This window comes from Streptomyces agglomeratus (assembly GCF_001746415.1).
GTDB lineage: Bacteria > Actinomycetota > Actinomycetes > Streptomycetales > Streptomycetaceae > Streptomyces > Streptomyces agglomeratus.
In genome coordinates, this window is the sequence record NZ_MEHJ01000002.1 from 365,431 (window position 1) to 392,263 (window position 26,833).

Genomic DNA, 26,833 nt, shown 5'->3' on the forward strand with positions numbered 1-26,833 from the left:
GATCGCCCGCTTGAGCTGATCACTCAAGCATGTTCGGGAGGTGCCTGTGGATTCAGTTTGGATCACGAGCCTGACGCGCAGCAGCGCCAGATATCGCGGCTTACTGGCAGCAGACATCCGCCAGGAGTGTGAGGTTACGACAGCATCTGAGCGTGCCACTCCAAAGGCGCGAGCCAACCGCCGTTGAGTGCATCCAGTTGGAGCCACACCCAATGGAGGGAATCCGTGCTCAGCCGCCCTACCCGCGCTGCATGCGTGCGGTCCAGCTCCACCCCTCTGACCGCCCCCGAGGCGGTCGTCATCATGGTGCTGGTTCTCGCCGGCGCCCTTGCCTGGCAGGCATGCCGAGCATATCGGTCATCGCCTTGCTGACCGGGGGCCACCACCATCGGCGTGAAGCTCACCAGCTGTGCGAGCCCAAGGCGACAAGGCAGGCGGTGAACTGACAATGGGACGACGCGAAAACCCCATTGCCCCGTGTGACAAGGCACTCCAAATGCTGGCTCAGTGGCTGCGGAGCCAGCGCGAGAACGCAGGAATGAACTACACCCAGATGGCCTTCCGCACGGAGAAGGTCCGCTGGGCCTCACTGCCCAAAAACGAGTCGGCCAAGTGCAGTGCCGACACACTCCTGCGTGCCGCCTCGGGGGCGCGCGGAGTCCCGCGGCGGAAAGTAGTTCTGGCCTATGCAGGGGCATGCGGTGCGAACCTGGCCGAGGCGGACCGGCTTTGGAAGGCGGCTCGCTATCGGCAGACCCAGGACGCCGAGCCGCTGAAGGAGAAGCCAAAGCACATCGCTCGCGTGCGCGACTTCGCTGACCTGCACCTGGCCCTGGTCGACCTGTACCGCAAAGACGGTGCAAGGTCCTGCCAGGAGGTGGAGGAGCTCAGCGGCGGGCGGCTGTCGCACTCCACCGTCTGGCGAGTGCTCAATGAGCAAACAGGGCGTCCCACCCGGGACTTCGTCACCCACTTTGCTCGGGCCTGCGGAGTGCGAGACGTCGCGCTCAGTGACTGGGAGCAGGCGTGGGATCGCGCGGAACACCGGCGCACCGGCGGTAGGAAGCGCAATAGTCGGCGCCCGGTAATCGCGACCAGCGGTTCCATGATCTATCTCGATCGAGCACGAGATGCTGGCGGACAGGACATGTGGAAGCTAAGCCAGACGATGGCAGTCCCCGAGAACGAGCTCCTGGAGCGCCTGGAGGAGATTGCGCTGGGAGATTGTGTCCTTTCTTCCAAGGAACTGGAGGCGGCCCGCAGCATTCAGACTTCCCAGCGATCCGCCCGCTCCCTCCTCGCGCTACACGCTGGCTGGCACCGCGATTGACATCCTCTCCGCCTTAAAAGGGCGGAGTTTCCCGTCTGCCTGCCGGTGGTCACCGGCTGGTCAACTCCCTCAAGGAGGTCAGCTCCCGCAGGCTCCGTCAGGAGTACGACAGCCACATCCGCCGGCACCGGTGGAGCGGACACTTCTGGTCCGGCTCCTTACTTCGCCGGCTCATGCGGCGGGGCGCCACTGACCCTGGTCGCAGTACATCGACAACCAGAAGCGGCCCATCTCACCGACACCCCGAAAGCGAAGAGAACTCCGGCGCTTCACGCCTCCCGGCCAACGATGCGCTTCACCCCCACCCTCAGGGGTGAAGCACTGCGCAAGATCAGAGGTAGAACACCCCAGAGAAGGGTTCACTCTTCCTGGGCAGCCATCACCCACCCTCGTGATGGCAGACTTAACTGCCGCAGGTGCTTTCTCAAGAGTCGGGGACTCAGTCGCCAGCGCGCCGGGGTCAACGCCCCTGTTCCGCGCCGCGGCGTGGCGGCCGCGCTGCGCGGCCAGGGCGACGGCTTGTCGGCTCGCCAACGGTAGGAGCGGAGGGCGAGGAGAAGAAGCCGCCGGGCGCACCGGACTGCGCGGGTACCGAGATGCTCTTGGCGGCCTCTGCGGGCGCCGGCACTCGCGGTTGTGCAGCTCGGGCGAAGATTCTGGCGTTCGCGATCAGGGGGGCGCAGCTCTCGCAGACCTCTTCCAGGGTCCATACCCGGCCGACGGTCGGGTCGTGGCGCAGGATGAGTACGACGGTGCCGGCGCAGTGGACGCGAGTGGGTTCGTGGGTGGCGCAGTGCTGCGCGCGGCAGTGGCAGGCGGCGTTGGGGCGGACGGTGGCGGCTTTGGCGTGGGCGGTCACGTGTTGGGCGGCGAAGGTGCGTAGCGCCATGAGGTCCTTGGATCGGGGCGGCATCCGGCATGCCGAGGTGCTGCAAGTGACGGTCGCCGAACGGTCGGCGTGGCCGGTGAGCCGGATGGTCCAGGCCCGTCCGGGGATGCGCTCGGTGGAGGATGCGCTGTGGGCGGTCGTCACGCGGTCGGTCCGTTCGCTCGGGCTGCAGTGGTGTCGGTTAACTATGAGTTACCCACCTCCCTGTGGGTTGCAGGTCTGGCTGCAGCGAGTGGTGTGTCAGGGGGCGCGGCGGTGTCCCGCTGGGCGGCTGTGCGGTTTGCACGCCCCGTTTAACTCTGCCTGCGCAGGCCCTCGTTACCTCGACGCTCCGCTTGCTGTAAGCAAAGCTGCTTGAGCGGGCTGATGCATCGCTGCGTCAGGGCAAACGCCTTGTTGACATTGGGACGCGGCCCAACTGGTGGACTGGCTGCAGGACGCCGCCCAGGGAAACGACGACGCGTGATACCCCCTACGCAACAATCCCGTAGGCAATAGTGAGCCGTTAGGTGATCGGTTGACCTGCCCCTCGCCATGGCCACGGCCCCGTGCACTGAGCTAACCGTTCCTTACTCGGAGGGGGAAGGGCACGGCAGTGCACCAGCCGGACGGCTCCAGGTCGACGCCAAGTGATGTTCCTATCTTCGCGCGGCTCGGCATGGAACGCGGAGACGTGCCGCCCGACGTGTGGCTGAAGGACCTTTCGTGAGGCGGACAGGGCGCGTGGACCTCATGGTCAGTGCGCCCGCCGGGGCCTCGCACGCAACAGGGCGCACTGGTGCGGCATTTGTCGGTTGCAGGGCCGGGGTAAGTCCGGGTGCGGCTTCTCATGCAGCGGTGAGGTCGGTGGCAGCAGGGCGGCCGAGAGCGGCGCTGCGTGCGTGGCAGCGTTCGACGCACGCGTGGGTATACAGGTCGAACACGTCGGTGAGGTGGTCCCATTGCCACCCCTGCGAAGCCTTGAGGGGAGGCGGGTGATAACCCGTGTCCAGGGCGTCTGGTCCGTCCGGGTGATCGAAGGCCGCGACTTCGGTGTCCGGGGCGCGGCTCCTCTAGCGTGCGGCCATGGAATCCACCCCGATGCCCGAGCCCCTGCGCCGGGCAATTCACCAGCTGGTCTCCGAGGCAGTCCAGCACTGCCAGGGGGTACTGCGGTACACCGAGCTCGACCAGGCGCCCACCTGGAAGGGGATGACGCTGTACCGGGCCACGGACGCAGCGGACACGATGAACATGGCAGCCATGCTCATTGCCGCGTACTGCCAGCACACCGGCATGGGACCGGACACCCTCTGGAACTACATGCAGGTCGAGCAGCAGCAGAGCCGGGCGAGCGGGCCGCGTGATGCGGAACGGCAGGAGCTCGCCGGTCTGCTGGGCGGGCCTGCCCCCGATGTCAGCGACCCTGAGGCGCGGTTGCGGTTCGTGTGGGGGCGGCGGCATGCCGACGATGCACTGAGGCCGGAGGTCGATCCGCAGGTGCTGTTCACTGAGGCGTGCCTGCATGGTCTGCGGGCGCGGCTGTGCGACGACGTCGACGCCCTGGACAGCTACCTCCCGCCGCAGGTTGCGGCGACGGCGCGGAAGGTGGCCGACGCCCTCGAAGTGCCCCAACCGGCCACGACTTAACACACTCTGTGAGCCGAACAGGCCCTAATCCGTCCCTAGGCTGCCCTGGCTCTGGGCAAGTGGCCTCGGTAGCGAGCCCGATCAATGGTAGGTGGTGACCTCACGTCGATGCCGGCACGGGTTGCCACCTGCGTGGGACGGGAGATTAGATGATCGTGACATTTACGGCGAATGGGCCTGTATCAACCCGGGTCACCTTGAACGACACCTCATCGTTCATCGTCACCCGGTCAATCAGCCCCGAGCCATGAACAAAGAGGTCTCGGCCTCCCCCATTGGGGGTGATGAAACCAAATCCCTTGGTTTCGCTGTACCACTTCACAGTGCCTTCGGCCATCATGTACTCCCTCTGGTAGCCGGGCGGGATGCCCGCGGAACATTCCAGCCGGTAGAGGGCGGGGAGCGGAGCGACGTGCCAGACGGCCGCCGGAAGGCGGAATTTCGCTGGTGGTGCATCGTCAGAACAATGCATGTGGCGCTACTCGGGCCACCGCAGAGACCCTTCCAGTCGCGTCGCGGTATGCACGGTTTCCGCGATAGGGGGACGTGGTTCCTGTCAGGGCAGGAGGAGGCTACAGACGCCTATTGACTACAGCTTCGCGGGAACAGGCCCTCGACGGCCGGGGCTCGGGGCGCAGGCATGGCAAGATCGAACGAGTGACCGCGTTCTGGCCCCAGGGCGCGCTTTGGGTGTTGCGCGCCCTGGGGGCGCCATGTTCCCCTCATGCGTCGTAGCGATCGGGGCGACCTACCGGTCGGCGTTTGCGAGTGGCACTCTGGGTTGATGCAGCAGTCATGGGCCCCGTCGATCGAGAACGACCTGCGGCTTTTGCTCAACGAGTGGGATCCGATTGGCGTCGCTGACGACGTGCAAGACGAGTACGACTGCCTTCTCGCTCTCTTGCTCCAGCGGCTCCGTGGCAGCGCGAACCAGAGAGAGATCGGTGAGTTCTTGCGACACGAGCTGGAGGATCACTTCGGACTCGATCCTGCCGGCCTGCGCCCCGAAGCGATAGCCGCTCGAGTGCTCGACTGGTGGAAGGCAGCCAGCAAGGCCGATGGCATCGGCAGCGCGTAGCGGCTTCCTCCAGATCGTCTGATCGATGGCCAACGTGTGCCGGCGGCCGCGCCAGTGGGCGCGCATCGAGTTCTTACTCCTCGATCGGGTGCCCAAGCGGGGTGGCCGGTGGCGAGGGACCACCGACGGGTGATCGATGGATGTTCCAGACCGGATCCCAGCCGGTGCACCTGCCGGAGAAGTAAGACAGCTGGAGAAGCGTTCACCATCGGGTACGAATTTGGTCCGTCGACGGCGCCTGGGACAGGCGTTCACTGCGCTGGTCGTCCCAGCCCGACGTTGAGGACGACCTGAACTGGTTCGTCCGCGTGGGCTTTTGCGACAGTGCGGGGGCTACCAGGGCGCGGCCGGAGCCCGTGGAAAGGGGCCAGGGCCAATGAGCCGGACGACTATTGCCATCGCCCCTTCCTGCCGGGGTGTGACCGCGGACCGTCTCGCGTCCAACGGCAACCGTTGGCCCTTGGCCTTGCACCTCGCTGCTGTACAGACAGGTGACACGCCCGCTTTCGCTAGGGACGCGTACTTCGGCAAGGTGCCGATCCCGGGCGCCGGCCCCGACGGCTCACCGCCCCGCGAAGTCAGCGGAGCGTCGTGGAAGGCCCACGCTCATCACTGTCCGTCACATGCAATCCATAACCCGGTTGACCGCAGCCATGCCACGTGCCCGCCGCTCAGCAGGTGGTCAGGTAGGCGGCGGGCACGCGCTAGGTTGACCCTTCCCACTTGAGGCACTCGTCTCACGGCCCGCGGCATGCTTCCCTCCAACGGCCCACGGATAGGCCGGGCACGGTCGGATACAAAAGTCGCTGGGCGTTGAGGGGATGACCGTGAGCCTGCCCTACCGACAGCCGACGTGCTTGCGGCACTCCTGAGCACGGACGATCCGATTCATGCCGCGCTCCGAAAGCAGGTTACGCACCTGAGCGTACGAGCACGCTGTACATGCGGGTGCGGTACCGCCTACTTCGAACTCGACACCAGCGAAGTGAAGCCCGGACTCACTGGTCCCAGCACTGTCGTGGCGGCCGAAGCGCAGCTCGTCACCGAGGCTGGCGAGTGCCCCGGTGAGGTCCTGGACTTACGCAGGACGGCTACCTGTCATGGCTTGAAGTCTGTTCATGGAGCGATGACATCGATGTGACACTGGCCGCCGCGCGTCACTGGCTGCAGCCACGCGCTTGATCCCTCCTCGGCGCGAACGGCCAGCGTCCAATGGTCTCCGATCTGCACGACACCACGATCCGACCGACAACACGAGTTCAGGTTCACCAGCGGATCATCACGGTCCACCGATGGCACGGCGCGTGAGCTCTGATACGGCGGGCAGGGTCGGTGGTGCTTGCCCAATGCCTCTCCCGATGCTCTTGCTTTAGTTGCGGCCGATGAGAGTGCCGCCCAGACAGGTGATGCGAAATGCGCCCTTGTCACGGATGACGTCCTCGGCCAGTTGTTCGGCCCGCTGGATCGTTGCGACGAACGGCACGCCCAGTTGCTCGACCCCAGGGTTCATACGAGGCGAAGTGGGCCACGATCGGGGCCGGGTCGTCAGCTCAATGACGCCCGGCAGCTCCAGCACCTCGAGGCTGGTTGGGCAAGAAGGTCACCAAAGGCGGGCAAGCGGCTGGAGATGCTGGCGGTCCGGCGCTCGGGAGCAACCCCCAGCACCACCGCCAGCTTGTTCCGCGCGCCATCCAGGTCGCCGCCTGCAGGCGGGGCCGTGGCCACGTCGAGGCGTGAGGCCAGCAGGTCGCCGGAAGACTGCTCCCGCTCCGGGGCCGACTGGTCCAGCATGATGGCTTGGATAGCCTCCAGGGCATGAGCACCTGGCCCCCGGAACTGGACCCGCTGCCCGAGGCTGAAAGCGCTTACGCCCCGGAGATCACGGAGACCGAGTGCCGTCAGTGCAGGACGCTGATCGCAGGCCTTGATGGCCGGTATGCCTGTCCCCACTGCGGCTGGGTCAACAAACACATCGAGGGGCACCGGACGTTGCCGACGGCAAAGGACGACGTGGACTATCCGGGGCCCGATGAACAAGATGCACCTGGGCGCAAGAATCCACTGGAATGACGTACGTCAGGCGTTGCCGCGCGACGCCCTTGGTGGACCCATGGCACGTAGGGGTATCCGAGACCGATGGAACGCAAGGCCCCAGCCGGGCCCGTCGCGCCTGCGGCCCGCCCTGTCGGTGCTGGCTGGAACGCTGAACGGCATGAACAGCAACGATGAGCAGCTGCGCGGCGGTGATACGACCACCCCGCCCTTGGCCCACGGCCTGGGCAGACCTATTCACCTTGCTACTCCGCCTCACCCAGCGCTGAGCCCAAGAGGAATGAGCGGCAGCTCCGACTCGGGCCCCCGTACCATCGAAAACGGTGTTCGGAAGGGGCAAGCGCCGATCATCCGCGGCTGGTTGACATCCTCTCCGCCCTAAGGGGCGGAGTTTCCCGCCTGCCTGCCGGTGGTCGCCGGCTGGGGCTTCGGGTGGGTTCCTGTTTCTTCGCGCTGTGCCGGGACGGTCCCGGTCTTACCCGCGCTCCGCAGGCTGATACCGCCAGTCCGGCGGCCTGGGCGACGTTGACCGCCGCGTTGATGTCCCGGTCGAGGACCGCCCCGCAGGCTCCGCATTCCCATACGCGTATGCCGAGGGGTTTGGGTCCGTCCTTGACGCCGCATATGGAGCAGACCTGAGAGGTCGGCTCGAGGCGTCTGATGCGGTGGAAACAACGGCCGAACTTCGCGGCCTTGTATTCCAGCATCGTGCGGACACTTCTGGTCCGGCTCCTACTTCGCCGGCTCATGCGGCGGGGCGCCACTGACCGTGATCAAGCAGTACATCGACAACCAGAAGCGGCCCATCTGACCGACACCACGAAGGCGCAGAGAACACCAGCGCTTCGCGCCTCCGCGTCAACGATGCGCTTCACCCCCATTCTGAAGGGTGAAGTACTGCGCAAGATCAGAGGCAGAACGCGTGACCTACTGTGGGCAAGCGGTCAGGTGCGGGGACGGACTCGACTATGGGCGGCGCCCCAGGCCTGACGGCATTCGCGTACCGTACCGGCCCCTGCAACGAGGCCGGTCAGGCGGCCGAGCGCCGTGCTCACATGTGGCTTGCGCCCACGCATCAAGGTCACCGCAAAGGCCTTTCTTCACTGGCGCTCCGATTGGTCAGGGCTACTCGAGCGTCGCTGAAACGACTGTGCACGCGGCCACGACAGCATCACCATCCGCACGATCTCTGCCATCCAGGCATCCACGCGCGGCATCCGAGCGGCGGGCTCAGATTCGCTGGTCGACCCGCCGGACTCCTCGGCCGGACCCGCCTTCGCGCCTTGGGCACTGTCCTGCGACAGCTGGGCGCACCAGGTGCAGGTGTCGTCTGTGCGCGGCGGCACGTGCAGCCAGTACGCACCCGGCAGCGGGGCTCCCTCCACCAGAGCAGGGACGTTTCCGAATGTTTCCATGCGCGACTTAACGTTTCGCCGGGGCAGCGGGTACCACCTGGCACCCGTCCGCAACCCGACCGTCACCGGCCCGTTAGCACTCCACGGATGTCGCCTGCCCGTGCTCAGCTCACCCCGGAACGGCGTTGGGCCAGTTCGCACTTGGCCGTCGCTGTCGCCGGTGCGGGTCATGCTCGGGCTCGCGGCGTCGGCACCCGTCCGCAGGCAGGCGGCGAACCGTACGCCGGGGCGGTCGTGGCAAAGGGCATGCGCTTCGACGAGCAGCACATCGCCGAGACGGGCCCGGTGGTGTTGGACGTCGCCTCCGCCGACGATGACACTATCCGTGAGGTGTTGGAGGGACTGCAGCGGTGCCGACCTCCGGCCTCACCCAGGTACGGCGTACGCCAGGCGAGACCGGCTGAGAGCGCGGGCATCAGACACCCCGGTATCACGCACGACCGGTTTGAGGGCCCCCATGCGTCCCAGACTCCCAGCGGCTGCCGGCAACGCGAGCTTGCTCAGGCCACCTTGGGCCGCCCGCGCCGTGGGCGACGGGAGGCTTTGCCCGGGTCAGGGCCGCAGGCACGAGAGCCTGCCGCCGGTCTTCTGCTCGGGAGCCTGGTCCTGCTCCTGGCGCTCGCTGGCGTCCTCCTCTTGGCGTGCTCGGTCCTTGCAGTCGCCGCACAGCTTCGGGTGGGTGTCCTGCGGGGCGCCCAGTTGGTCCGGCGATGCACTCCTCAGCCGCTCCTTATTAGTCTCGCTGGCGAACCTTTTCTTCCCGGCCCGAGCATCGGCGGCTTTGCGACGGGGGTGCCGATCGCTTCCCGCAGGGGCTGCATCGGGTTGCGGCCGAAGCGCCGGAGCACCGGTTCGGCCCGGCTGTACTCGCTCAGACGCCGCAGTCCAGTCGGATGATCGGAGCCCACCGGTCGTGGTGGTGGCCGCCGCGCTGCCGCTCTCCCCGCCACAGGTTGCGGGTGTTCATCTCACCGTGGCCGAGGAAGCATGTACACCACGTGGCGCCGGACGGCTACACTTGGCTACGAGACCGCCTCTCGGGTTCTGCCGCGGAGTGTGCGTTTCGGTTGGCCGGCGCCCTTGCCACCCGCTCCGGCGGATTGGGCGTCGGCCTCTTGCACACCCCCGCATCGCCAGGCTCCCCGGTCACGCTCAGCCGACAGTGCAGCAGCACGGTCTCGGGTTTGCCACATTCCGCGCGCGTGACTCATAACCAACTGGTGCCGATCACGAGATTGGACCATGCCGGGCTCTGGCCTCAGATGCACGAGTCCCTGCTCGAAGAACGGCGCAGAGACGCAACTCCAGCAGGGATTAGTCGTCGGTTCGGGCAGTGGCCGAGGAACTGGCCAGGCTGTTTGACGCCGAGGCCCGGACCGGGAGCAGCTGGCGTAGGGGTAGCCAAATCGCTGTTGTCCCTAGGCAGGCATAGGCCCCCGGGCGGATTGTGACGGCCACGCCGGGGGCTCATGCGCCCGCCTGTCTGCCTACGCAGAATGTCTCACCAATCCGGCACGGCGCGGCCGCCACGCCTGGGCTCACCTGAATGCCGCCTGGGCAGCCGCTGCCGTTGACTCGATCGGCGTAGTCAGCCGAATTAGCCGAGACTGGCGGGCTTGCATGCCGGGCGCGGACTGATGCCGTCGGCGAGCGCGCGTAGGCCTGCGTGCGGTCGACCGCACCAGGTAGGTCTTCCGCCGAGGCCGTACTCGCCGACGTGTACGGCCATCGGCGAACTGGCCCTCGCCGATGCCGAGCTGGTTCACCCGGGTCCGGAGGCAGCGGCGGACGGCAAATCGCGACATCGGCCTGGCTCTGCCCCTTCCCTGTGGGAGCCAGCGCCTGGTCTGGCCGCAGCTGGCACCCGCAGCCACTCGGCCGCCCGCTCATGCCAGCCCGGGGCCGGCCCCCCTCTTCCCAGCGCCACCTCGTTGTTCAACGGATCCCCTCAGCACGTGGGGACGCTGCAGGGTACGAGCTGCATCCTGCAGCGCTTGATTCCACGGAACTATCACGAAGCCGTGCGGACGCTAGCGCCACTGGACCCCCGCGCGGTCCACGTACAAGATCGCGTCCATGATGGCGAGCAGGCCGTACTGTGGCGACTGGCCGAAGTCCAGGATCTTGCTCCGGCGCTTGAAGCGCCTGCTCTGTTGACGCTCATGGCGGCTAACAGTCCGGCGTTCGAGATGATCTCTTGGAGCCTTTCGGGGTTGCCCGATCCTGCGGCACCCATGCCCCTACTTCGCAAATGCACCCGCAGGCACGACCGAGGGTGCAATGGGTCAGGCCAGCATGCCGGTGCGGAGCTTGGTCAGAGTGCGGCTGAGCAAACGAGAAACCTGCATTTGGGAGACGCCGAGCTCGGCGCCGATCTGGGACTGGGTCATCTCCTGACCGAATCGCATGTTGATGATGCGTCGCTCCCGCTCATCGAGCTGCTCCAGGAGGGGGGCCAGGGTGTGCAGGTCTTCGATCTTTTTCATCGCGGCGTCCGGCTCCCCGAGCACGTCAGCCAGCACTCGGGCCTGGTTAGACGAACTGGCCTCGGCATCCGTGGGCATGTCGAGGGAGCCGGCGGTGTAGCCATTGGAAGCCACCAGTCCTTCGATGACTTCCTCCTCGGTGAGCTTGAGGTGCGCGGCCAGTTCCTTGACGGTCGGTTCGCGGTCGAGGCCGACTGCAAACTGTTCCTTCGCCTTGGCAATCTCTACGCGCAGCTCCTGCAAGCGCCGGGGGACATGGACGGCCCAGGTGGTGTCACGGAAGAACCGCTTGATTTCTCCGACGATGTAGGGCACGGCGAAGGAGGTGAACTCGACCTCACGCGAGAGGTCGAATCGGTCGATGGCCTTGATCAGACCAATGGTGCCGACCTGGACAATGTCTTCCATATCGCCGCTGCCGCGGTTGCGGAACCGGCCGGCGGCGAACTGCACCAAAGACAAGTTCATCTCGATGAGCGTGTTGCGCGCGTACTGATACTCGCGTGTGCCCTCTTCCAGGACCTGAAGCTGGTCGAAGAACAACTTGGACAGCGCCCGCGCGTCCTTGGGGGCGACCTTCCCCGCGTCCTCAATCCAGGGCAGCTCACCCGCACCGACAGGCGTGGCGACAGCGGATGACCCTGTGGCCCGCGCCTTGATCGCAGCGTTTCCCTGACCGATTTCTGTCATGGTCCTTGCCCCCTCCCTGACTGATGTGCTTGCGGGCGGCGTGTTCCCCGCGCGTGGAGGTCTATGCGGGTGCTCTGGGGCGCATGGTGGTGGCTGGGGGCCATACGCTCAGGTGCCGGACCATGCAGGCGGTCACCAGGGCAAGCGAGTACGTACTGTCTTTCCCGGGCCGGGGCCGGTCACGGTCTGGATTTCACTGCCTGCCGGGTGATCATCTGCATAGCCCACCCGCCCGGTCGCCCCAGTGACATCCGGCGCGCGCAGGCTCGGGAGGACGAGGCTCGTGTCTCTGACCTCGATCAGCACACCCTCTTCGTGCGGGGTCAGCCGCAGTGTGCACAACCGGGGCCGTGGCGAACGGCATCAGTGACCAGTTCGCTGACCACGACCAGCACCGCGTCGGTGGTTGTGCGGCTGTGTGGCTGCCGGCGGAGGCGTTCGGCGGGACAGGCAGCGGGTGGCGGCCTCACGGGCCCGGGCGGGCGCGTCAGTGGTCCCGGCTAGGTCGATGCGAGGCTGCATGCTCGCGCATATAAACGTGGTTCCCCCGGGAAGCAGACGCTCGGTAACCCTTGGGACTGGTGTTACGCCCGGCGCCCACTCCGGCTGAGGCGATCCGCCCCGCTGTCCATGCCCGGTCCGGTAAGCCACACGGGGGGATATTCGACCTGCTGGTGGGCTGCGGCCAGTAAGATGCCTGCCGGTTCAGCGGTGGAGGCGATCTGCTTCGCAACGCCACGCCGGGGCCGGGCAACGCCTGTCCCCGAGTGCCCGTCCACCTCACGCGAGGTCGGACAACAACAGCTGCAGCTCCCTTTCCTCCTCGACGCGTACGCCGAGTTCCGCGACGGCCGCCGCGAGCGCGGGTTCCCAGGGGGTCTCCGTCGGGGTGCCGACGAGCGGTGACAGCGGGGGTGAGGCGTTACGGGTCACGGCGGCGCGGTAGTCCGCAGCCTTGTAGCGCCAGGGCCGCCACGGGACGTGGCGGTGAAGGACGCCGGCGATCCGGAGCCCGCCCCAGTCGAAGTCACCGTGGAAGTGCAGAGCCGCTCCGTGCTCGTGCAGCCCTCGGAGCAGTGTGAGGGCGGCTACGGAGGGCTGCCCCTGGAGACAGACCAGGGGCGGGCACGCGGGTCCGAGGGCGTCGGCCGCCGCCGCGAGGACGGTCGGGTTCTCGCACATCCAGACCATGGGAGGGGTATTGACTGGCGGTCGGCGGGTGAGCTGGCGGAGGGTCAGCACGAATGGTTCGCCCTCTTCGGCCATCCGGTCCAACGACGGAGTGCCGCGCAGATTCAGGGTCAGGACGGTCGAGGACAGGTCGTCCCGCAACAGTCCCGCCGAGGCCCACGCCTCGCGTCGCCATTCGGCGCCCTGGCCATCGGGAAAGCCTGTCAGCGCGCGGGCCCCGGACAGCGTGAGCGTGGCCAGCGGTGTGCCGTCGTCCAGGGCATGGGCCGAGCCGAGGACCCGGGCGGCGAAGGCAGGCAGCGAGACGGCCGGATCGGCAGGAAGTGCGCGCAGAGCGGCGCACGCCCCGGCAAGCAGGCTGCGCGTGGTGTCGGGGGCACGACCCAGGCGTCGCGCGAGGCCATCGGCCCGTACCCGGGCTGCCCAGGCCGCCAGCGGAGGAACCGACGCGGTGAGCTCGCCAAGGGGGTCGTGCGCCCGCTCCCATGCGGCCTCCTCCTCGTACCGGGCCTGGGCGAGGGGGGTGACGGGGCCGATGAGCGCCTCGACGGCGGCGGCGAGCCCGTCAGGGCTGGCGCCCGAGCGGCGCAGTACGGCGTCGACCGCGTCGAGCCGTACCGTCAAAGACCCGCCGCCGCCGGGGGCTCGGGCGAGAAGTCGTTCGACCGCCGCCCGCTGGGCCGGAGTGGGATCGCCCAGAGACACGGAACCGGTCAGGGGCTGACCGGTAACCAGACGTCGGCGCGCTCGTTCGACGAGCCAGGCGAGGTCCGGTGTGCCGAGCAGTCGGGCGAGTCGCGGGCTGTCGATCGCCCCGGTCTCGGGCTCAGGACCGTGGGTCAGTTCCACAGCGGCTCGGGCTCCTCTACGCCGGGCATGTCCTGGGGCGCGTGCCGTACGGGGTCCTCGCGGCGCTGCCGTCGCGTACCGTCCCATTCCCAGCGGGTGACGAGGACCGCCGCTACCTCGTCGATCCGGGACAGCTGGGCGATGGCGATGCCCGGTACCTGCGGGTAGCAGGCCCACTCCCGTTCGCTCGTCATGACCACATCGAGGTCGAAGGCGCTCAGCAGACCGAGGCACTTGGCCCGGGAGTCGTCGTCTACGCCGGCGAACGCCTCGTCGAGGGTGACCAGGCGGGGCGCGTATGGGCTGCCCGCGCTCGCGTAATGCGCGGAGGCGGCGGCGAACAGCGGTACGGACACGGCGAGGACGCGTTCGCCGCCGGAGGCGGGGCCGGTGGCCGGGACCCAGCGCCCGTGCTGGTGGCGTTCGACACCGAACTCGTGCCAGGAGCGGTAGTCGAGCGCTGCGGTGAGGTGTTCGAGCCTGCTGCGTGAGCCGTCGTCGGACTGCTGACGGGCGATCTGGGCCTGGAGGAACTCGCCGACCGCTGTGCGGTCCTCGGCCGTCCAGGCGTCGGCGGACTGGCGCAGCCGGTCACGGGCCTGAGCGAGTCCGGGCGGCGCCTTGCGCGAGGCCCGCCACACCAGACGAAGTTTCATGCCGGTGGAGGTGGGGCGGTCCTCCAGTTCGGTGTTCATGTCCCGCACCTGCCGTTCGGCGGCGCCGATGAGTTCCTGGAGCGTGCCGGCGACCTCGGTGATCAGGTGGGTTTCGAGAATCTCGCGTTCGTGCGCGGACAGGATGCGGGTGAGCTCTCCGACCTCCATGGCGAGCGCATCGGCGAGTTCGGGTACGGCCCGCTCGCGGCCCTGGTAGACGATGTCGACGACCATGCCGTCCTCGACCATGCGGGCGGTGGCGCTGTGCCCGTGCCGGGACAGGGTGTCCTGCAGGGTCTTGAGTTCCTCGCTGAGCCGGCGCTGTACGCGGTCCCAGGCGGCATCTGTGTCGTCGGTGGCCGACAGGCCGGAGTCGATGGCGCGGGCGAGCGCGATCGCCGGGGTGGCGGCCCAGGGTTCGTCGTCCGAGGCGGGGACCGCGAGCTCGGGCAACGCGACGGCGACCAGGCCGGTGGCCGTGAAGCGCTGGAGCGCGGCAATGGCCTGCGCACGCGCGTCGACGGCTTCGGCAAGGTCTCTCTCCAGCTGCTCGATCCGCCCCTCAGCCCTGCTGGCCTCCCGGTCCGCCTCGGTGTGACGCCGTCGGGCGTTCTTCTGGTCGGTCTCGCAGATCCGCTGGGCATGGGCGGTCTCGGCGAGTCGCCGTTCGAGTTCGGCGACGGCGGCGCCGACGGTGGAGCGCAGGGTCCGGTGGCGCTCGTCGGCCGCCGCCGCCTCGCGCGCCGCGTCTTCGGCGCGCTGGGCAAGGTCGATGACCCGCTGCTCCGCCTCGGCCGCCTCGGCACGCTCCTCGTCCACCTGTCGTACGGCCTCGCCTTGCTCGCGTAGCGCGGGCCACAGGGCGGCCAGCGCGGTAGCGAGGGAGCCGAGGGCGTGACGTACGGCGGCGAGTCCGGCCCGGTCGGCGGGCAGCCCCAGATCAGCGGCGGTCTCGGCGAGTTCGGCGGCGGCCCTCTCGGCGTGCCCGACTGCTGCGGTGACCTCGGCAGCACGCCCCTCGTACCGTGCGCGGGCCTTGCGTACGGTCTCGGAGGCGGCGCTCACGAGCGCGTGTGCCCGGGTGAGCGGCGACTCGTCGGGGACGTCAGCCAGCTCGCGGTCGAGCGTGCGACGGCGTACCGCGATCCTCTCGGACCGAGCCGCGAGCGTCTCCGACTCCTCGCGCAGGGAGGCGAGTTCGATGCCGAGCACGGCGATGCGGGCCCGGCGCGCCGCCTCGCGCGCGCCCTCGCCGATGTACGTGGCTGCGGCCTTGGCCCACGTGCCGGTGAGTGCGCCGACCCGAAAGCGTCCGTCGGGTGCCACCCAGGTCTCGGCTTCTCCCCCGCCATCGAGGCCGATGGCGGCGAGCAGTCGGGTCACCGTCGTCTCGTCCAGGGCAGCGGCCTGTCCGTCACCGTGGTCCACGGCCGGGCACAATACGTCTGCCAGTGAGGGGCCGCTCACCGGTCCGTTCGACGGGGAGAGCAGGACTTCGTGGCCGTCCACGGCGAGGGCAGAGCCGTCGGGCAGCACCCAGGCGTCGAGGAGGCCGGAGGCTTCGAGTGCCGCTTCGAGCCCGGCGCGCTCTGGTTCGGGCAGTTCGTCACGGAAATTGATCACGCGCCAGAGCGGCGCGCCCGGCAGCTGTGCGCGAAGGCCGAGGGTGCGTGTCGCCGGGGGCTGGGGCTCGCGTCCGTCGCCGGCTTCCAGTGCGGCGAGCTCCCGCCGTGCCTCGTCGGTGCGGGCTGCCAGTTCCGAGGTCCTGCGGGCGGCTTCGGCCGTCTGGTCGGCGAGGTCCGCCGAGCGGGCGGTGTGCGCCCGGGTTGCATGGACCCGCGCCGGGTAGGGGCCGTTGAGGTGCCGGGTCCATTCCTGGAGTTCGTCCAGGAGGCCGGTCTCATCGGAGAAGGCCAGCTCCTTCCAGGCGCGGGCACGTTGGCGTACGTCGTCCAGCAGGGCCCGGCCTGCCCGCGCCGCACTCTCCTCCGCCTCGCCCTGCGTTTCAGCGGCCAGCGCGAGGTCGGTCTCTGCCTCGTCGAGACGGCCGGACTCCCGGCGGTGCGCGGCTGCGGCCAGTTCGGAGGTTTCGAGGAGGCCCTCGGTGTGGGCGAGGGATCGCTGGGCGCGGGCCGCGGCGTCCTCGACGGCGCGGCGCCGTTCGGGCTCGGGCAGCAGGTCGTCCGCGGGCAGGGCGACGCGTGCGGCGGCTGCCTGCTCCCGCGCGTGGGCAAGGGTCTCCTCGACCCGGAGCCGCGTGGCACGGAGGCGGTTCTCGGCGGTGCCGAGCCTCCCGAGCGCCTTGGTGTGGAAGGCGGCCGCCTGTTCCCGGTCCCCCCGCGCCCGGTCCGCCGCCTGCGTCGTTCGCGTCACGGCCAGCGCGGCGTGCTCCAGTTCCCGCGCGTCGCGCATCTCGGGCGCCTCGCGCAGGGCCTTCTCCTGGGCCCGCAGTCGCTCCCCGGTCTCGGCAAGGGAGCCGATCTCCTCCTCGGCTGCCGCTCGCTTCGCCTCGGCGCGGGTGCGCTGCTCCTGCGCCTCGGCCAGATCTCGTTGCACGCGCTCGTATCGGGAGTGCTCGGCGCGCGGAAGCCGGGCGCGGCGCCGGGAGGCGATCCGGGCGTACCGCCGGTAGTGCTCCAGGAAGGCGGAGGCGGCCCGCTCGGCGGCGGACGCGGCAGCCAGTTCGTCTTTCTCCTCGTCCAAGGAACGGAACGCCTCGGCCACGTCGGCGATGACGGCCTGGTCCATGGGTGGCAACGCCTCGGTGAGGGCACGGGAGAGGGCCGCCTCATTGGGCCGCTTGGACAACTGGGGCTGGCGCAGCTGGATGAGCAGGTCGACCAGGGCGGCGTACCGCTGCTCGCCTAGGCCGAAGAGTGCTTCGTCGACCGCTCTGCGGTACGTCTTGGCCTGGTCGTACACCATGCCGTGCCCAAGGACGGCCTCGGCGAGGCGGTCCCGGGACAGAGCCGTGCCGGTGGCGTCGAGCAGCCGGAAGGTCTCCTCCGTGCGTTCGGTGGACCCGTGGTCGACGCGCTGGCGGGTGACGGCGTACCAGTGGCGGGCGATGCCACGCCCGCTGACGGCCTTGAGCCCACACAGCAGCGTACGGAAGTGCTGCTCGCCAGTCGTGTCGTCGAGTCTGCCGAACTCGATCCAGGTGTAGCCGAGCCGTTCGGAGTGCGGGTGCTCGCCGCCGAGGAGCAGGTTCCACTCCATCCGCTTGCCCGGGTCGCCGTCGGGTTCGACACGGCGCGGGCTGAGGTCGCCATCGAGCAGGAACGGCAGCGTCAGGGCGAGTACCTTGGACTTGCCAGTGCCGTTGTTACCACGCAGCAGCAGGCGCCCGTCGCGGAAGCGGAACTCCTCCACGTCGTAGTGGAACAGGTCGACGAGCCCGACGCGCAGCGGCTGCCAGCGGGAACGCAGCGGGGTGGGGAGGCGGGTCACGAGGTGGCCTTTCGCTGCGGAGGCACGGGGGCGGAGCCGGGTTCGCGGATGACGGTCTCGCCGACCGCGTACCGGGCGAGGGCGGGGCGGGCCGCGACCGCGTGCGGGGCACGGGAGACCAGGCCGAGCGCGGTGAGCCGGGCGACGGCCTGTTCGACGAGCTCGGTCTCCATGCCCGGCTCCCGGGCGGACTTCGACCAGAAGCCGCCGTGCTGGGAAGCGAGTTCACGGACTCGGAGGGCAAGCTCGTCGAGGGTGACGGGTCCGTGGGCGCCGGCCAGGTGCTCGGCGAGCAGCAGTGTGACGTGGCCGTGGGTGCCCTGTTCGGGCATCCGGAGGTCGGTGAGGTCGTCGTCAGGGTCGACCATGGCGATCCCTTCGGCCCGCACCTCGGCGATCAGTCCGGTCAACTCGTTGATCCGGGCGGTGAGGAAGCCGCGCTGCCGCGTGAGGTAGCCGAGTTCTGCGTCGGTCAGGTCGTCGTAGTACACCACCGGGTCGTCGAGCAGCCGACGGGTGAGCGAGTGCCGCATCGCGCGGAAGCGCAGTTCGTCGCTGTCCAGAGCAGTTTCGGCGACGAGCTCGGCGAGGCGGTCGTCGAGGGTTTCGGCATGGACGGTGGAGGGGCCGCGGCGGGAGGCCAGAAGTCCGGCGAGGACCCGGCGTTCGACGTCGTACAGGACGTCGCCCGCCCCGGCGACATACGCCTCTTCCTCGCCCGCCACCCGACGCAGTACGCCGAGGTCGAGCAGGAGCCGTACGACGGCGGCGAGGTCGAGGCGCTCATCGCGGCGGTCCAGGGCGAACTCGATGCCCGTCGCGGTGAGTCGGGGATCAGCGGCATCGAGGACGATCTGGTCGGCAAGGCGCCCGAGGGCGACCTGGGCCTCGCCGCGTTCGAGGGCGGCGAGCGCGAGGCAGAGCAGAACGTAGCGGCGACGGGTGAAGGGGGCGGTACGGCGGCTCGCCTCGCGAGCCGGGTGAGTGGGGTCGGTGAGGACGCCGGGGATCTTGCGCAGCCGTGCCGTCTCGGCGTCCACCTGGAGGGACCAGCCGGTGTTGCGATCGAACCACTCGCGGAGTTCGGGAGCGTGTCGGCGGGCGAGGCGGAATTCGTCGGCGTAGCGGCCGCGCGCGAGGAGAAGGGGGTGTTTCAGCAGGGCGCGCGCTGCCTTGCGCAGGTCGGCGGCGTGCTGGCCGTCCAGCACCTCGGCGAGGGGGGCCGTCATCGGTCGGGGGCTCCGTCCGTCAGGTCGACGATCTCGATACGGTGGTCCGGGCCGCTGAAGACTCCGTCGAGCGTACGGACCTGCGCAGTGGTGCCGTCGGCGAGCGCGGTGAGCCGGATCTCCATGGAGCCGTCGTTGCTGGTGGCCACGGTGTGTCTCATCCCTGGACGCCATGTGGCCAGCGCGTCGCCGAGAAGTTGGAGGAACAGGCCGAAGGATGCAGGGTCGAGCTCGCCGAGATCGGACAGGCGGGTGACGCCGTCGGTGACGAGCCGGACGCGGGCGGCGGCGGTCTCCGCAGCTTGTTTGGCGGCTGCCTCAACGAGAGCGCGCCGCCTCGCTTCCCGGTCCTCGACCTTGCGGGGCTTGCCGCGCCGCTCGTAACTCCCGGTGCGGCGCAGTTGGGGGCTGATCCGCAATGGCTCCGCCCCGGACCAAGGGGTGGCGGCGGGGACGGCCTTTGCCGCCCGGGCGGCGAGAGTGCCGGCGTCAACGGTGAGGTGCCGGGCCGGATAGAGACCGAAAGCCGTTCGCCACAGCCGGTGCCGGGCGTCATCGTCGGGTGCCTCGGCGAACCAGCGGGCCAAGGTCCGGAAGTCGGCGGACCGGTCCGAGCGCCCGGCACGGCGCTCGTTCAGCGCCCGGACCACTGCCAGGAGCTGCGGAATCGCCCCCAGGGCCCGGCCGCGCAGGAGCCGGGCCTGGGACTCGCGCCCGTCCCTGCTGATGAACCACACGCCGAGCCCTTGCCAACGCGCGGCCCAGCGCTCGTACACCTCCCGCTCGGCGTCGGCGGTCTCCTCCGGCGAGGCATCGGCGGCCTCGCGTCGGGCGGCGGCCTTGAGCAGCAGGTCCACCCTGCCGCCTTCCTCCAGTTCAAGGATCAGCCGGGCGATCCGTCCGCCCAGCGTGATCAGGTCCTGGATGAAACGCTCCAGATACTGGATGAGCCGGTCCTTGTACGCGAGGAAGACCTCGTCCTCGACGTCGTGCAGGTCCATGGTCCTCTGGAGCGAGCCCATGAAGGCCCGGGCGTTGTCGGCCAGCGCGGCGAAGCGGCTGGCCAAGGCGTCGAGCGTCAGGTGTGTCTTGGCCGGGTCGGGTTCGTCCTCGACGGCCAAGACGAGTAGTGCGCGCAGCTGGGTGACGATGTCGTGCAGCGCGACAGCCTGAAGAGCGCCACGACGGCCGAGCGCCTCGTCGTAGGCGGAGAGCGCCGCCTCGGCCGCCTCCCCCTCGCGCGTGAGCTGATAGATGAACCGTTTCCGGTAGAAGTCCTCGACGGCTGTGACCCGCGCATTGTCCGGATCGGCCCGCAGATTGCCCCAGACGACGAGCCTGTCGAGAGCGGCGACGACCGCTTCCGGCTCGGCGGGGCGGGTGTCCGCCGGAAGTGCGGCATGCACCTCCTCGGGGCGCAGATGGACCGCGAACCGCTCCTTGGCCACGAGAAACACCTGCATCACCTGGCGGTAGAGCGGGGTGTTCGGCACGGTGAGGTGGGCGAAGGGGCCGAATCCGTCCGGCTCAGAAGCTGGATCGGCCGAGGTGGTGACGGTCATCGTCCCCATTGTCCCGCACCCGGGGCAGCTACCGGCATGGACGAACGCACCTGTCCAATTCCCGCCGAAGTGGCCGGATCGATGTGGTTCCTATCGTCCACATCAACCAGGCGACCACGAGCCGCCCCGTCCCCCCGTCGACGACCCCGACCAGTGGAGGCGGCCGAGGACGAGGCCAGCGTGATGCCGGACAGACCGAAGTCGAGGTCGGGGATCAGGTCGCAGATGATCGGTAGGTCGCCGAGTTTCGCGGTGAGATCGCCCAGGCCCAGCAGCGCCACCTTGCCCCAGGCCCGGCCGGCAGCGCGGCGAAGACCCCGCGCAGCCACGACGACACACCGGTGAGCGCGAAGTCGCCGACTACCGCAAGTGGAACCACGGCGCCGCCTTGCCCGCACTGGAGCGATCGCTCACACTCGACAACAACCTTCCCTACGACGAGCCGGGGGGTAGATGCAGCCCACACGGCACGCATACGGCACCCTGCTTCTCGAACAGGGACGTGTGGAACAGAGGCCGTCCACGGGGCGGACTTGGGCCTCGACGACACGCTGCCGCGTCCTTCGCGACACCCGGGCAACGTATGGGCACTGCACAGATTCCACGAGTGTCTCCTGCGCCTGGGCAAGAGGGCGGAAGCGCAGATCGTGGCCCAGCAACTGAAGCTCGCTTCCGCCATGGGGGACCTACCGATCAACGCGTCCTGCTTCTGCCGTATCGAAGCGGTCGCCGGCGACGAGGGAAGACGGCTGCTGTTGATGACCCCCCGCGAACCACGGCCGCGACGCGACTTGCTTTACGGGACGCCTCGCCCACAGATGGGCGCATTGGGTTTTGATTTCACAATTGATGGTGATATGGGCCTGTCCAATGTTCCGTGCTCGAACGGAGAACGCCCCGCATGCGCATCCGCAAGCTCCTGACCGTAACCGCCATGGCTGCTGCGGCAGTCCTCGGCAGCACTGGCCCAGCCACCGCCGAAGACGAAGAGATCAGAGGCAGCATCGTTCAATCCGCGTCCGGGAATGACCAGCCAGGGCATGTCGGACAGGAAATGCCGAGCTCGTTGCCGGAACAAAACTGGAGGAACAACTCCGGGGTGAATCGAATCGGGGGCGTTTCCGACCAAGCCGAGATTCCGGCCGCAGAGAGTCCTGACGAAGGCGCAGCCGGAGGCCTACTTCGCAGGCTGCTCGGCTGAGCGAATGGTGCGGAGCTCTGACCGGCGCCCGGCACACCCTTGATGTTGTGGAGCGTCGACAGGGCTCGTAATGATGCATCGTCAGATGCCAACCACGCCAAGCGGGCGCCGGCAACCCATGCGGCCTGAGTCCGCCACGCGGGTTGCCGCAGCATGGGGCGCCTGCGTACCAGCCGTAGCCCGGACCGGAGGACTGTTCGAGAACGTTGATAAGGACAGCGGTCATTGACAGCACCTGGTGCCAGTGGCACCAGGTGCTGGGCGGACCCGCATCGGTGGCCCCCAAGGGGCGGGCTCCTGTCGTCATGAGTACGACGTTAGGAACTCCACTTGCAGGTACGGGCGACGCACGGGATTGAGCGCAAGCGTCGGCGGGTTGCCGCCAGTTGCTCATACGTGGTCCAGCGCCGTCCTTGCGCAGGTGATCAGACGGCACGCGTGTTAGGGCCTCCGCCAGTAGGTGCCGAACCCGGCGGCGATAGCAGGGCAGGGCGGCTCGCCAGATCATGAAGTTCTTTACGCTTCATGATCATCGGGGATCCGTGCCTGCCGTCCCATCATGCGTTCTCCACCCGATCCGTGACCAGTTCCTTGCGCTGCTGCCCGCGCGTGAAGACCGGCATCCGTGGGGGTGCCACAATCCGCGCATCAGTGACGCGGTGGTCTTCGACCGCCTGGTGCAGGTCCTGGTCTTCGGCTGCGGGTACGAGCGGGTGGCCGACCACCTGTGCTCCGCCACGACCCTGCGCCGCCGCCGCGATGAATGGATCGCCTCCGGCGTGATGGAGACCCTGCGCCTACTCGTACTCGCCTGCTACGACCGCATGATCGGCCTTGAACTCGACCAGCTGTCCGCCGACGGCTGCATCACCAAGGCGCCGTCCGGTGGGGAGTGCGCCGGGAGCAGTCCCGTCGACCGGGCCAAACTGGGCATCAAACGCTCGCAGCTCCCGGACGGGTACGGCATACCGCTGGTCACCGATCCAGCACCGGCCAACACTCGCGACCACACACTTCTGCCTGCCACCCTCGACCACTTCGACGGCCTGGAAGCAGCCCTGGGCCACTGCCCGAGCACCCTCGGCTGATTCTGGACGCCGGCTACGACTACAGCATGGTCCACCAAGACCAGCAGACCAGAGGGATCACCGGTCAGATCGCCGAGCGCGGCGCGAAGACCTCGATCCAGGCCGGTGGACGCTGGGTGGTCGAGCGCACGAACTCCTGGATGAACAACTTCGGCAAACTCCGCCGCTGCACCGAGCGACGCACAGCCCCGGCCAAGTTCTTCATCGCTCTGGCCAGCGCCATCATCACCCTCCGCTGCCTGATCCGACGCGCCCGGGCGCTCTACCGTTGGGACACCCGCCCCCCAAGCGCCCGCATCCGGTGACCTCAACCGTTCTCGAGTGAGTTCGGGCCCGGCCGTTGGCGGAGGTCTCACAGCCGTGTCGAACGAAGACTTAGCGGCTCCGTCAGCAGGAACTGCACCATCGGCCGGCGCGTCCCCTTAAACAGCGGTGCTTCCCGGGCGCCGCTTCCATCGAGAGGATCGGCTCTTGCTCCCACCAGACAGCCACGTCCACAGCCAGTGGTCATGGGATGCACTGGCCGGCTCGATGGAGCAGACCTGCGTGCGCGCGGTCGAACTGGGCCTGCCGTCTCTGGCATTTACTGAGCACGCCACAGCTGGCTGCACGTTCGGGCCGGACCCGGCTGACCTGGAGGCGAACTGTGCGACCGTCCCCCGGGCAGTGGGCCCTGGGATATGCCCAGTCATTGGACACCGAACCGCTGCCCTTCTGAACCCTCGCGGGAGGCGGTAGACCAGGGATCCGTGTCGTCAACAACCACGACTTTGCCAGCGCGACCTGCGATCAGGTGGTCTTCGAACCTTCCGTTGCGAGAGGGCTGGGCTGAGTACCTCTCGGTTGCACGCATCTTGGATGAACACCTGTCCAAGTCGGTTTCCGCAGTAAAAGCCTGGCCAGCGCAGCAAGGGCCTGACGCCCGGGATCAGCTGATCGTGACGGCCGAGAGCTTGCCCTTTCTCCAGGGAGGAACTGTCTTCAAGGCAGTACCTCCCTGCTCCACAACGCGGCCGCCCGCCTGATGACCGAAAACGTGGCCGCCATCGAGTGGGGCCAATGCAGGGCACGTCCAACTGAAAAGGCACACCGCAGGCATCCGCACGGTCCCCGGCGGCTCCCCCAGCCCCCGTCGTTGCCACCGAGGCCAGCCGTGAATGGCAGGCGGGCAAGCGCTGATGGCCCCGTCCGGCGTCGTCCTTACTGCCGCCAGCTGGCGGAGTCACGGCTGCCCGGGCTCCCCTGAGCGGCTGCTGCGTGGAACCTGGATCCGGTGGGCTCATACCAAGGCCTCGTTCCTCGGGCGGTTCAGTGCGGCCCGCACGCGCGCGGCTGCCATCCGGTAGGGGTCCGGTTCGTCCGTGACTGTGGGCGCCGGCCGCTGGGCACGGACCTTAGATGTCCCGTCGCTGAGAAGGTGCTGGGCCGTGCGCCAGCGGGCTGTCTGAGCGGCCTCCTTCGCCGCGGCCCGGGCCGCTTCTGCCGAGGAGTGCAGGTGACGTCGGCGCAGCTCAGCCTCCTGTGCTTCCCTGGCTTCGGCCTCGGCCTCAGCGGAATGGGAAAGCAATTCCAACGCGGCGTGACGGTACTTGTCCACCGCCGCCTCGGCCGTGAGCTTGCCGATCAGTGTGGTGGTTTCCTTGAACCCGCCCTGGGCCCGGCACTTGGTCACCACGTGCTCGATCTCGGCTCGGATCTCTGCTTCAGCACGGACGGCAGCCTTATGCTGCCCTGCCGGATCGTCCGGTGCGGCCCACGCCACAGCCGCGGTGTCGACCGCTTCAGCGATCAGCCGTTCGGTGGCTTGGGTGTTGGTGCAGCTCTGGCACAGCCCACCAACCTCGGCACGACCACATCCCGCACAGGGCAACATCCGGCGCGCCGCCTCGGCAGCCTCCCGCTGTGCCCGGTACTCAGCGACTGCGGCTTCGCGAGCGGAACGTTCGACGGCTGCCCGCTCGTTTCGAAGAGCCCTGCGCGAGCTCTCCAGGAGGAACTGCTCGCGCAGCCGGGTCTCGAAGGCCTTTTTCCGCTGCTGCGGCGGGACCGTAGCCGCTTCCGTGGCGAGCTGGGCAGCAACCTGGTGGCGCAGCGTGCGCCGGTCGGCGTGCAACAGCTGGCACGCGGTGCACTCGGTGCCTGTATCCATTCGCCTTCCGTCGTCGCACCGGGCGTCGTAGCACGCCGAGCGACGAGGCAAGGCTTTTCTGATGAGCCAGCTGGCCGGATCCCTGACAGGCACGTAGCCCTGGGATGCCACGCGACGCCGCAAGCGGTTGGTGAGGATCTTCTCGGCAGAATCCGGCCCGAAGGTGCCTCGCAGCTGAGCGAGCTCGGCGTGGACTGCTGCGGTCACCCGATGGCGTGCGCCCATGCGGTTCAGGCGGCCCCAGACTGTTTCGACCGGTGCGAGCACTCCTTCGAGGCTCCTGGGCAACGACGCCCATACCTGCGGAGCATCTCCTGACTTGGCTGCCCAGGCGCTCAGCACATGGCGAGAGGCTTCCTGGCAGCTGTCGTGTTCGGGGAGAGCAGAGGGAAGGTTCTGCTTTTCCCCGCGGAGCGGGCCACCCGCACGTTCAGCGGTCCGCGCTCCAGCCCGTGTGGGCAGGTTTTGCAGCGGGGCCTTCTCACGCGCGCCCGCGCGTACCGGCCGACTACCGCTGGCCCCAGCGGCTACGCCGGAAAAGCAACCACTATCCGCACCATCACCCCAGAGATCATCACCGGAAGGGTGGTGGGTGTGAAGGGGCGCGGCACCGGGGCGGTCTGCAATCTCTAGGGCGGCCGTGCACCGAACTTCTCGTTCAGCAGGTGTCCCAAGGGCGTCACTCTTCCAGCTCTTCCCAAGATCACCGAATGCGGTAGCGGGGTGCTGGACGCCCGGCACATCTCCCCCACCAACGGCCTCCTGCTGCACTCCATTGGGCCTGCGATCACCCACGGTGGAAGACTCGCCCAGCTCTTGTGTCATGGCTACCGCTCTTGACTTGTCGTCAGTCGTGCTCTTCCCCGCGGCAAGTGACTTGGCGTGCGCGGCCGCGACAGCGGGAACCACCAGCCTGCTTTTCCCCAGCAGTCCCGACCTCGCCTGAACACGGACGCTCTCCACCACACCGTGGGCCCGCAGACGGGTCAACACCTTGCCTCCACCAGGGATCGAGCAGCCCAGCAGTTGCGCCACCGTTGCCGCCGCTCTGCCCCGGCCCTTCGGCACTGTCCCGCCGACCATCCGTACCCGACCGTCCGAACCTGTGCGCAGGACCAACAGCAACAACGCGAGCCGGTCCGTCGCTGCTCCCTTTCCCTGCTGCCCGGCCAGCAGGCCGGCAGGAGTCGCTGCCGCGCCCCAGCCGGGGGCGAACAGCGCCTCGATGAGCCTTAGCAGCGTGACGAGCTCCCGCTTGCTCAGCGCCAAGGGGTGCGCCGCATCGCCGGATTGGCGTGCGTGCCACATCGGCATGACAACGCACTGCAGCCCTGTGGTCTGTCCGGACTCCGACGTCGTGGCCCGGTACTTCACGGAGCCGGACGCCCGGAAGCGTGGCAGGACGTCGTGAGCGACGGTTGACTCCGACATACCGATCCAGCGGCCGAGCTCGCGGGTGCGGATCGCTGTGCGACAGGACTGGTGGCTGCTCTTCGCGGCCAGGACCAACGCGCTGAGCCGGGCTGCATCTGACAGGCCGGCCAGCGACTGGTCCGCCAGCAGGGTCCGTACGGCCGCCAGGAGTCGCATGCGCATGCCTCGGCCGAGTTTCAAGGGGTGGCTCGGGGCGCCGTCGGGGACTGGACCTGCCTGTGCTGACGTTTCCCTTAGCTTGCGAGGCCGGGGAGCGGTAGGCAGGGCGGGCTGCGGAAAGGATGTACGAAAATGTGACGTATTGGGCGGATGGCTCCGGCCTGTTTCAGGCATGACTGAGCCAGCCCTCGTACGGGTAGCTATGATCTGCTCCAGTCGAGGAGGAATAGGGCGTGCTTCATCGCCACCCGGCCCGCTTGGGGAAGCAGGGAAGCCGGGCGCTAGCCGTGATGCGG

At 68.5% G+C, this 26,833-nt stretch carries 17 protein-coding genes and 5 pseudogenes; 10 read left to right on the forward strand and 12 right to left on the reverse strand.

Annotation, left to right across the window (positions count from 1 at the left end; translation table 11 throughout):
* The first annotated feature begins 538 nt into the window (after positions 1-538).
* Complete coding sequence (locus tag AS594_RS38370) at positions 539-1,330, forward strand: hypothetical protein (RefSeq protein WP_070343838.1); 792 nt, start codon at positions 539-541, stop codon at positions 1,328-1,330.
* Between the two features lie 53 nt (positions 1,331-1,383).
* A pseudogene (locus tag AS594_RS42230) lies at positions 1,384-1,562 on the forward strand (IS200/IS605 family transposase); the annotation flags it as partial.
* Between the two features lie 228 nt (positions 1,563-1,790).
* Here the strand turns inward: AS594_RS42230 and AS594_RS38375 are convergent.
* Positions 1,791-2,363 (reverse strand): hypothetical protein, encoded by a 573-nt coding sequence (locus AS594_RS38375; RefSeq protein WP_069934123.1) that lies wholly within the window; start codon positions 2,361-2,363, stop codon positions 1,791-1,793.
* 921 nt (positions 2,364-3,284) lie between these two features.
* Between AS594_RS38375 and AS594_RS38380 the strand changes: the two genes are divergently transcribed.
* The gene (locus tag AS594_RS38380) at positions 3,285-3,848 is read left to right on the forward strand and encodes a hypothetical protein (protein ID WP_240509367.1); all 564 of its coding nucleotides are present in this window, start codon (positions 3,285-3,287) and stop codon (positions 3,846-3,848) included.
* 145 nt (positions 3,849-3,993) lie between these two features.
* Here the strand turns inward: AS594_RS38380 and AS594_RS38385 are convergent, their stop codons facing one another.
* Complete coding sequence (locus tag AS594_RS38385; RefSeq protein WP_069934196.1) at positions 3,994-4,185, reverse strand: cold-shock protein; 192 nt, start codon at positions 4,183-4,185, stop codon at positions 3,994-3,996.
* A 447-nt stretch (positions 4,186-4,632) separates the two neighbouring features.
* Between AS594_RS38385 and AS594_RS38390 the strand changes: the two genes are divergently transcribed.
* Positions 4,633-4,926: a hypothetical protein gene (locus tag AS594_RS38390; protein ID WP_069936311.1), complete on the forward strand. Its 294-nt coding sequence runs from the start codon at positions 4,633-4,635 to the stop codon at positions 4,924-4,926.
* A gap of 1,369 nt (positions 4,927-6,295) precedes the next feature.
* Here the strand turns inward: AS594_RS38390 and AS594_RS45200 are convergent.
* Positions 6,296-6,436 carry a hypothetical protein gene (locus AS594_RS45200; RefSeq protein WP_167368164.1) on the reverse strand — a complete coding sequence of 47 codons (141 nt, stop codon included), beginning with the start codon at positions 6,434-6,436 and terminating at the stop codon, positions 6,296-6,298.
* A gap of 35 nt (positions 6,437-6,471) precedes the next feature.
* Positions 6,472-6,717 (reverse strand): hypothetical protein, encoded by a 246-nt coding sequence (locus tag AS594_RS38395; RefSeq protein ID WP_069934127.1) that lies wholly within the window; start codon positions 6,715-6,717, stop codon positions 6,472-6,474.
* 24 nt (positions 6,718-6,741) lie between these two features.
* Between AS594_RS38395 and AS594_RS42240 the strand changes: the two genes are divergently transcribed.
* On the forward strand, positions 6,742-6,996 hold the full coding sequence (locus tag AS594_RS42240) for a hypothetical protein (protein ID WP_079148583.1): 255 nt from the start codon (positions 6,742-6,744) through the stop codon (positions 6,994-6,996).
* 329 nt (positions 6,997-7,325) lie between these two features.
* Here AS594_RS42240 and AS594_RS42245 read toward each other — a convergent pair whose 3' ends face one another.
* On the reverse strand, positions 7,326-7,727 hold the full coding sequence (locus AS594_RS42245; protein WP_420877919.1) for a zinc ribbon domain-containing protein: 402 nt from the start codon (positions 7,725-7,727) through the stop codon (positions 7,326-7,328).
* On the opposite strand from AS594_RS42245, the pseudogene AS594_RS42250 reads away from it, so the two are divergent.
* Positions 7,700-7,789: pseudogene (locus AS594_RS42250) on the forward strand (transposase); the annotation flags it as partial. The gene AS594_RS42245 and the pseudogene AS594_RS42250 overlap by 28 nt on opposite strands.
* 2,637 nt (positions 7,790-10,426) lie before the next feature.
* Here AS594_RS42250 and AS594_RS48255 read toward each other — a convergent pair.
* The 6 genes and pseudogenes from AS594_RS48255 to AS594_RS38425 form a co-directional block, all read right to left on the reverse strand.
* Positions 10,427-10,537 (reverse strand): annotated as a pseudogene (locus tag AS594_RS48255) (IS5 family transposase); the annotation flags it as partial.
* Positions 10,538-10,678: 141 nt separating this feature from the next.
* Positions 10,679-11,569 (reverse strand): RNA polymerase sigma factor SigF, encoded by an 891-nt coding sequence (locus AS594_RS38405; protein ID WP_069934129.1) that lies wholly within the window; start codon positions 11,567-11,569, stop codon positions 10,679-10,681.
* Between the two features lie 780 nt (positions 11,570-12,349).
* Positions 12,350-13,609 carry a TIGR02679 family protein gene (locus AS594_RS38410; protein WP_240509368.1) on the reverse strand — a complete coding sequence of 420 codons (1,260 nt, stop codon included), beginning with the start codon at positions 13,607-13,609 and terminating at the stop codon, positions 12,350-12,352.
* Entirely contained in the window at positions 13,600-17,715 is a 4,116-nt protein-coding gene (locus AS594_RS38415; protein WP_069934130.1) for a TIGR02680 family protein, read from the reverse strand. Before AS594_RS38415 ends, AS594_RS38410 begins: the two co-directional genes overlap by 10 nt.
* Positions 17,712-18,944: a TIGR02678 family protein gene (locus tag AS594_RS38420; RefSeq protein ID WP_069931213.1), complete on the reverse strand. Its 1,233-nt coding sequence runs from the start codon at positions 18,942-18,944 to the stop codon at positions 17,712-17,714. The genes AS594_RS38415 and AS594_RS38420 overlap by 4 nt, the downstream gene beginning before the upstream one ends.
* Complete coding sequence (locus AS594_RS38425) at positions 18,941-20,506, reverse strand: TIGR02677 family protein (RefSeq protein WP_069934131.1); 1,566 nt, start codon at positions 20,504-20,506, stop codon at positions 18,941-18,943. The genes AS594_RS38420 and AS594_RS38425 overlap by 4 nt, the downstream gene beginning before the upstream one ends.
* Before the next feature lie 358 nt (positions 20,507-20,864).
* Between AS594_RS38425 and AS594_RS46990 the strand changes: the two are divergent.
* The 4 genes and pseudogenes from AS594_RS46990 to AS594_RS48260 form a co-directional block, all read left to right on the forward strand.
* Positions 20,865-21,265, forward strand: a pseudogene (locus AS594_RS46990) (hypothetical protein); the annotation flags it as partial.
* A 142-nt stretch (positions 21,266-21,407) separates the two neighbouring features.
* A complete protein-coding gene (locus AS594_RS44200) occupies positions 21,408-21,707 on the forward strand; it encodes a hypothetical protein (protein ID WP_141746945.1) in 300 nt (99 codons plus the stop codon).
* Between the two features lie 542 nt (positions 21,708-22,249).
* Positions 22,250-23,100: pseudogene (locus AS594_RS38430) on the forward strand (IS5 family transposase).
* Positions 23,101-23,326: 226 nt separating this feature from the next.
* On the forward strand, positions 23,327-23,533 hold the full coding sequence (locus tag AS594_RS48260; protein ID WP_420877926.1) for a hypothetical protein: 207 nt from the start codon (positions 23,327-23,329) through the stop codon (positions 23,531-23,533).
* Positions 23,534-24,074: 541 nt separating this feature from the next.
* Here the strand turns inward: AS594_RS48260 and AS594_RS38435 are convergent.
* Positions 24,075-26,540 carry a hypothetical protein gene (locus AS594_RS38435; RefSeq protein WP_069936123.1) on the reverse strand — a complete coding sequence of 822 codons (2,466 nt, stop codon included), beginning with the start codon at positions 26,538-26,540 and terminating at the stop codon, positions 24,075-24,077.
* Between the last annotated feature and the right edge of the window lie 293 nt (positions 26,541-26,833).

Coding starts and splice junctions, on each gene's coding strand:
- AS594_RS38370 (WP_070343838.1), top strand. CDS start 539: ATGAACTACACCCAGATGGCCTTCCGCACGGAGAAGGTCCGCTGGGCC.
- AS594_RS38380 (WP_240509367.1), top strand. CDS start 3,285: ATGGAATCCACCCCGATGCCCGAGCCCCTGCGCCGGGCAATTCACCAG.
- AS594_RS38385 (WP_069934196.1), bottom strand. CDS start 4,185: ATGGCCGAAGGCACTGTGAAGTGGTACAGCGAAACCAAGGGATTTGGT.
- AS594_RS38390 (WP_069936311.1), top strand. CDS start 4,633: ATGCAGCAGTCATGGGCCCCGTCGATCGAGAACGACCTGCGGCTTTTG.
- AS594_RS45200 (WP_167368164.1), bottom strand. CDS start 6,436: ATGAACCCTGGGGTCGAGCAACTGGGCGTGCCGTTCGTCGCAACGATC.
- AS594_RS38395 (WP_069934127.1), bottom strand. CDS start 6,717: ATGCTGGACCAGTCGGCCCCGGAGCGGGAGCAGTCTTCCGGCGACCTG.
- AS594_RS42240 (WP_079148583.1), top strand. CDS start 6,742: ATGAGCACCTGGCCCCCGGAACTGGACCCGCTGCCCGAGGCTGAAAGC.
- AS594_RS42245 (WP_420877919.1), bottom strand. CDS start 7,727: ATGAGCCGGCGAAGTAGGAGCCGGACCAGAAGTGTCCGCACGATGCTG.
- AS594_RS38405 (WP_069934129.1), bottom strand. CDS start 11,569: ATGACAGAAATCGGTCAGGGAAACGCTGCGATCAAGGCGCGGGCCACA.
- AS594_RS38420 (WP_069931213.1), bottom strand. CDS start 18,944: ATGACGGCCCCCCTCGCCGAGGTGCTGGACGGCCAGCACGCCGCCGAC.
- AS594_RS38425 (WP_069934131.1), bottom strand. CDS start 20,506: ATGACCGTCACCACCTCGGCCGATCCAGCTTCTGAGCCGGACGGATTC.
- AS594_RS44200 (WP_141746945.1), top strand. CDS start 21,408: ATGCGCATCCGCAAGCTCCTGACCGTAACCGCCATGGCTGCTGCGGCA.
- AS594_RS48260 (WP_420877926.1), top strand. CDS start 23,327: ATGGAGCAGACCTGCGTGCGCGCGGTCGAACTGGGCCTGCCGTCTCTG.
- AS594_RS38435 (WP_069936123.1), bottom strand. CDS start 26,540: ATGCGCATGCGACTCCTGGCGGCCGTACGGACCCTGCTGGCGGACCAG.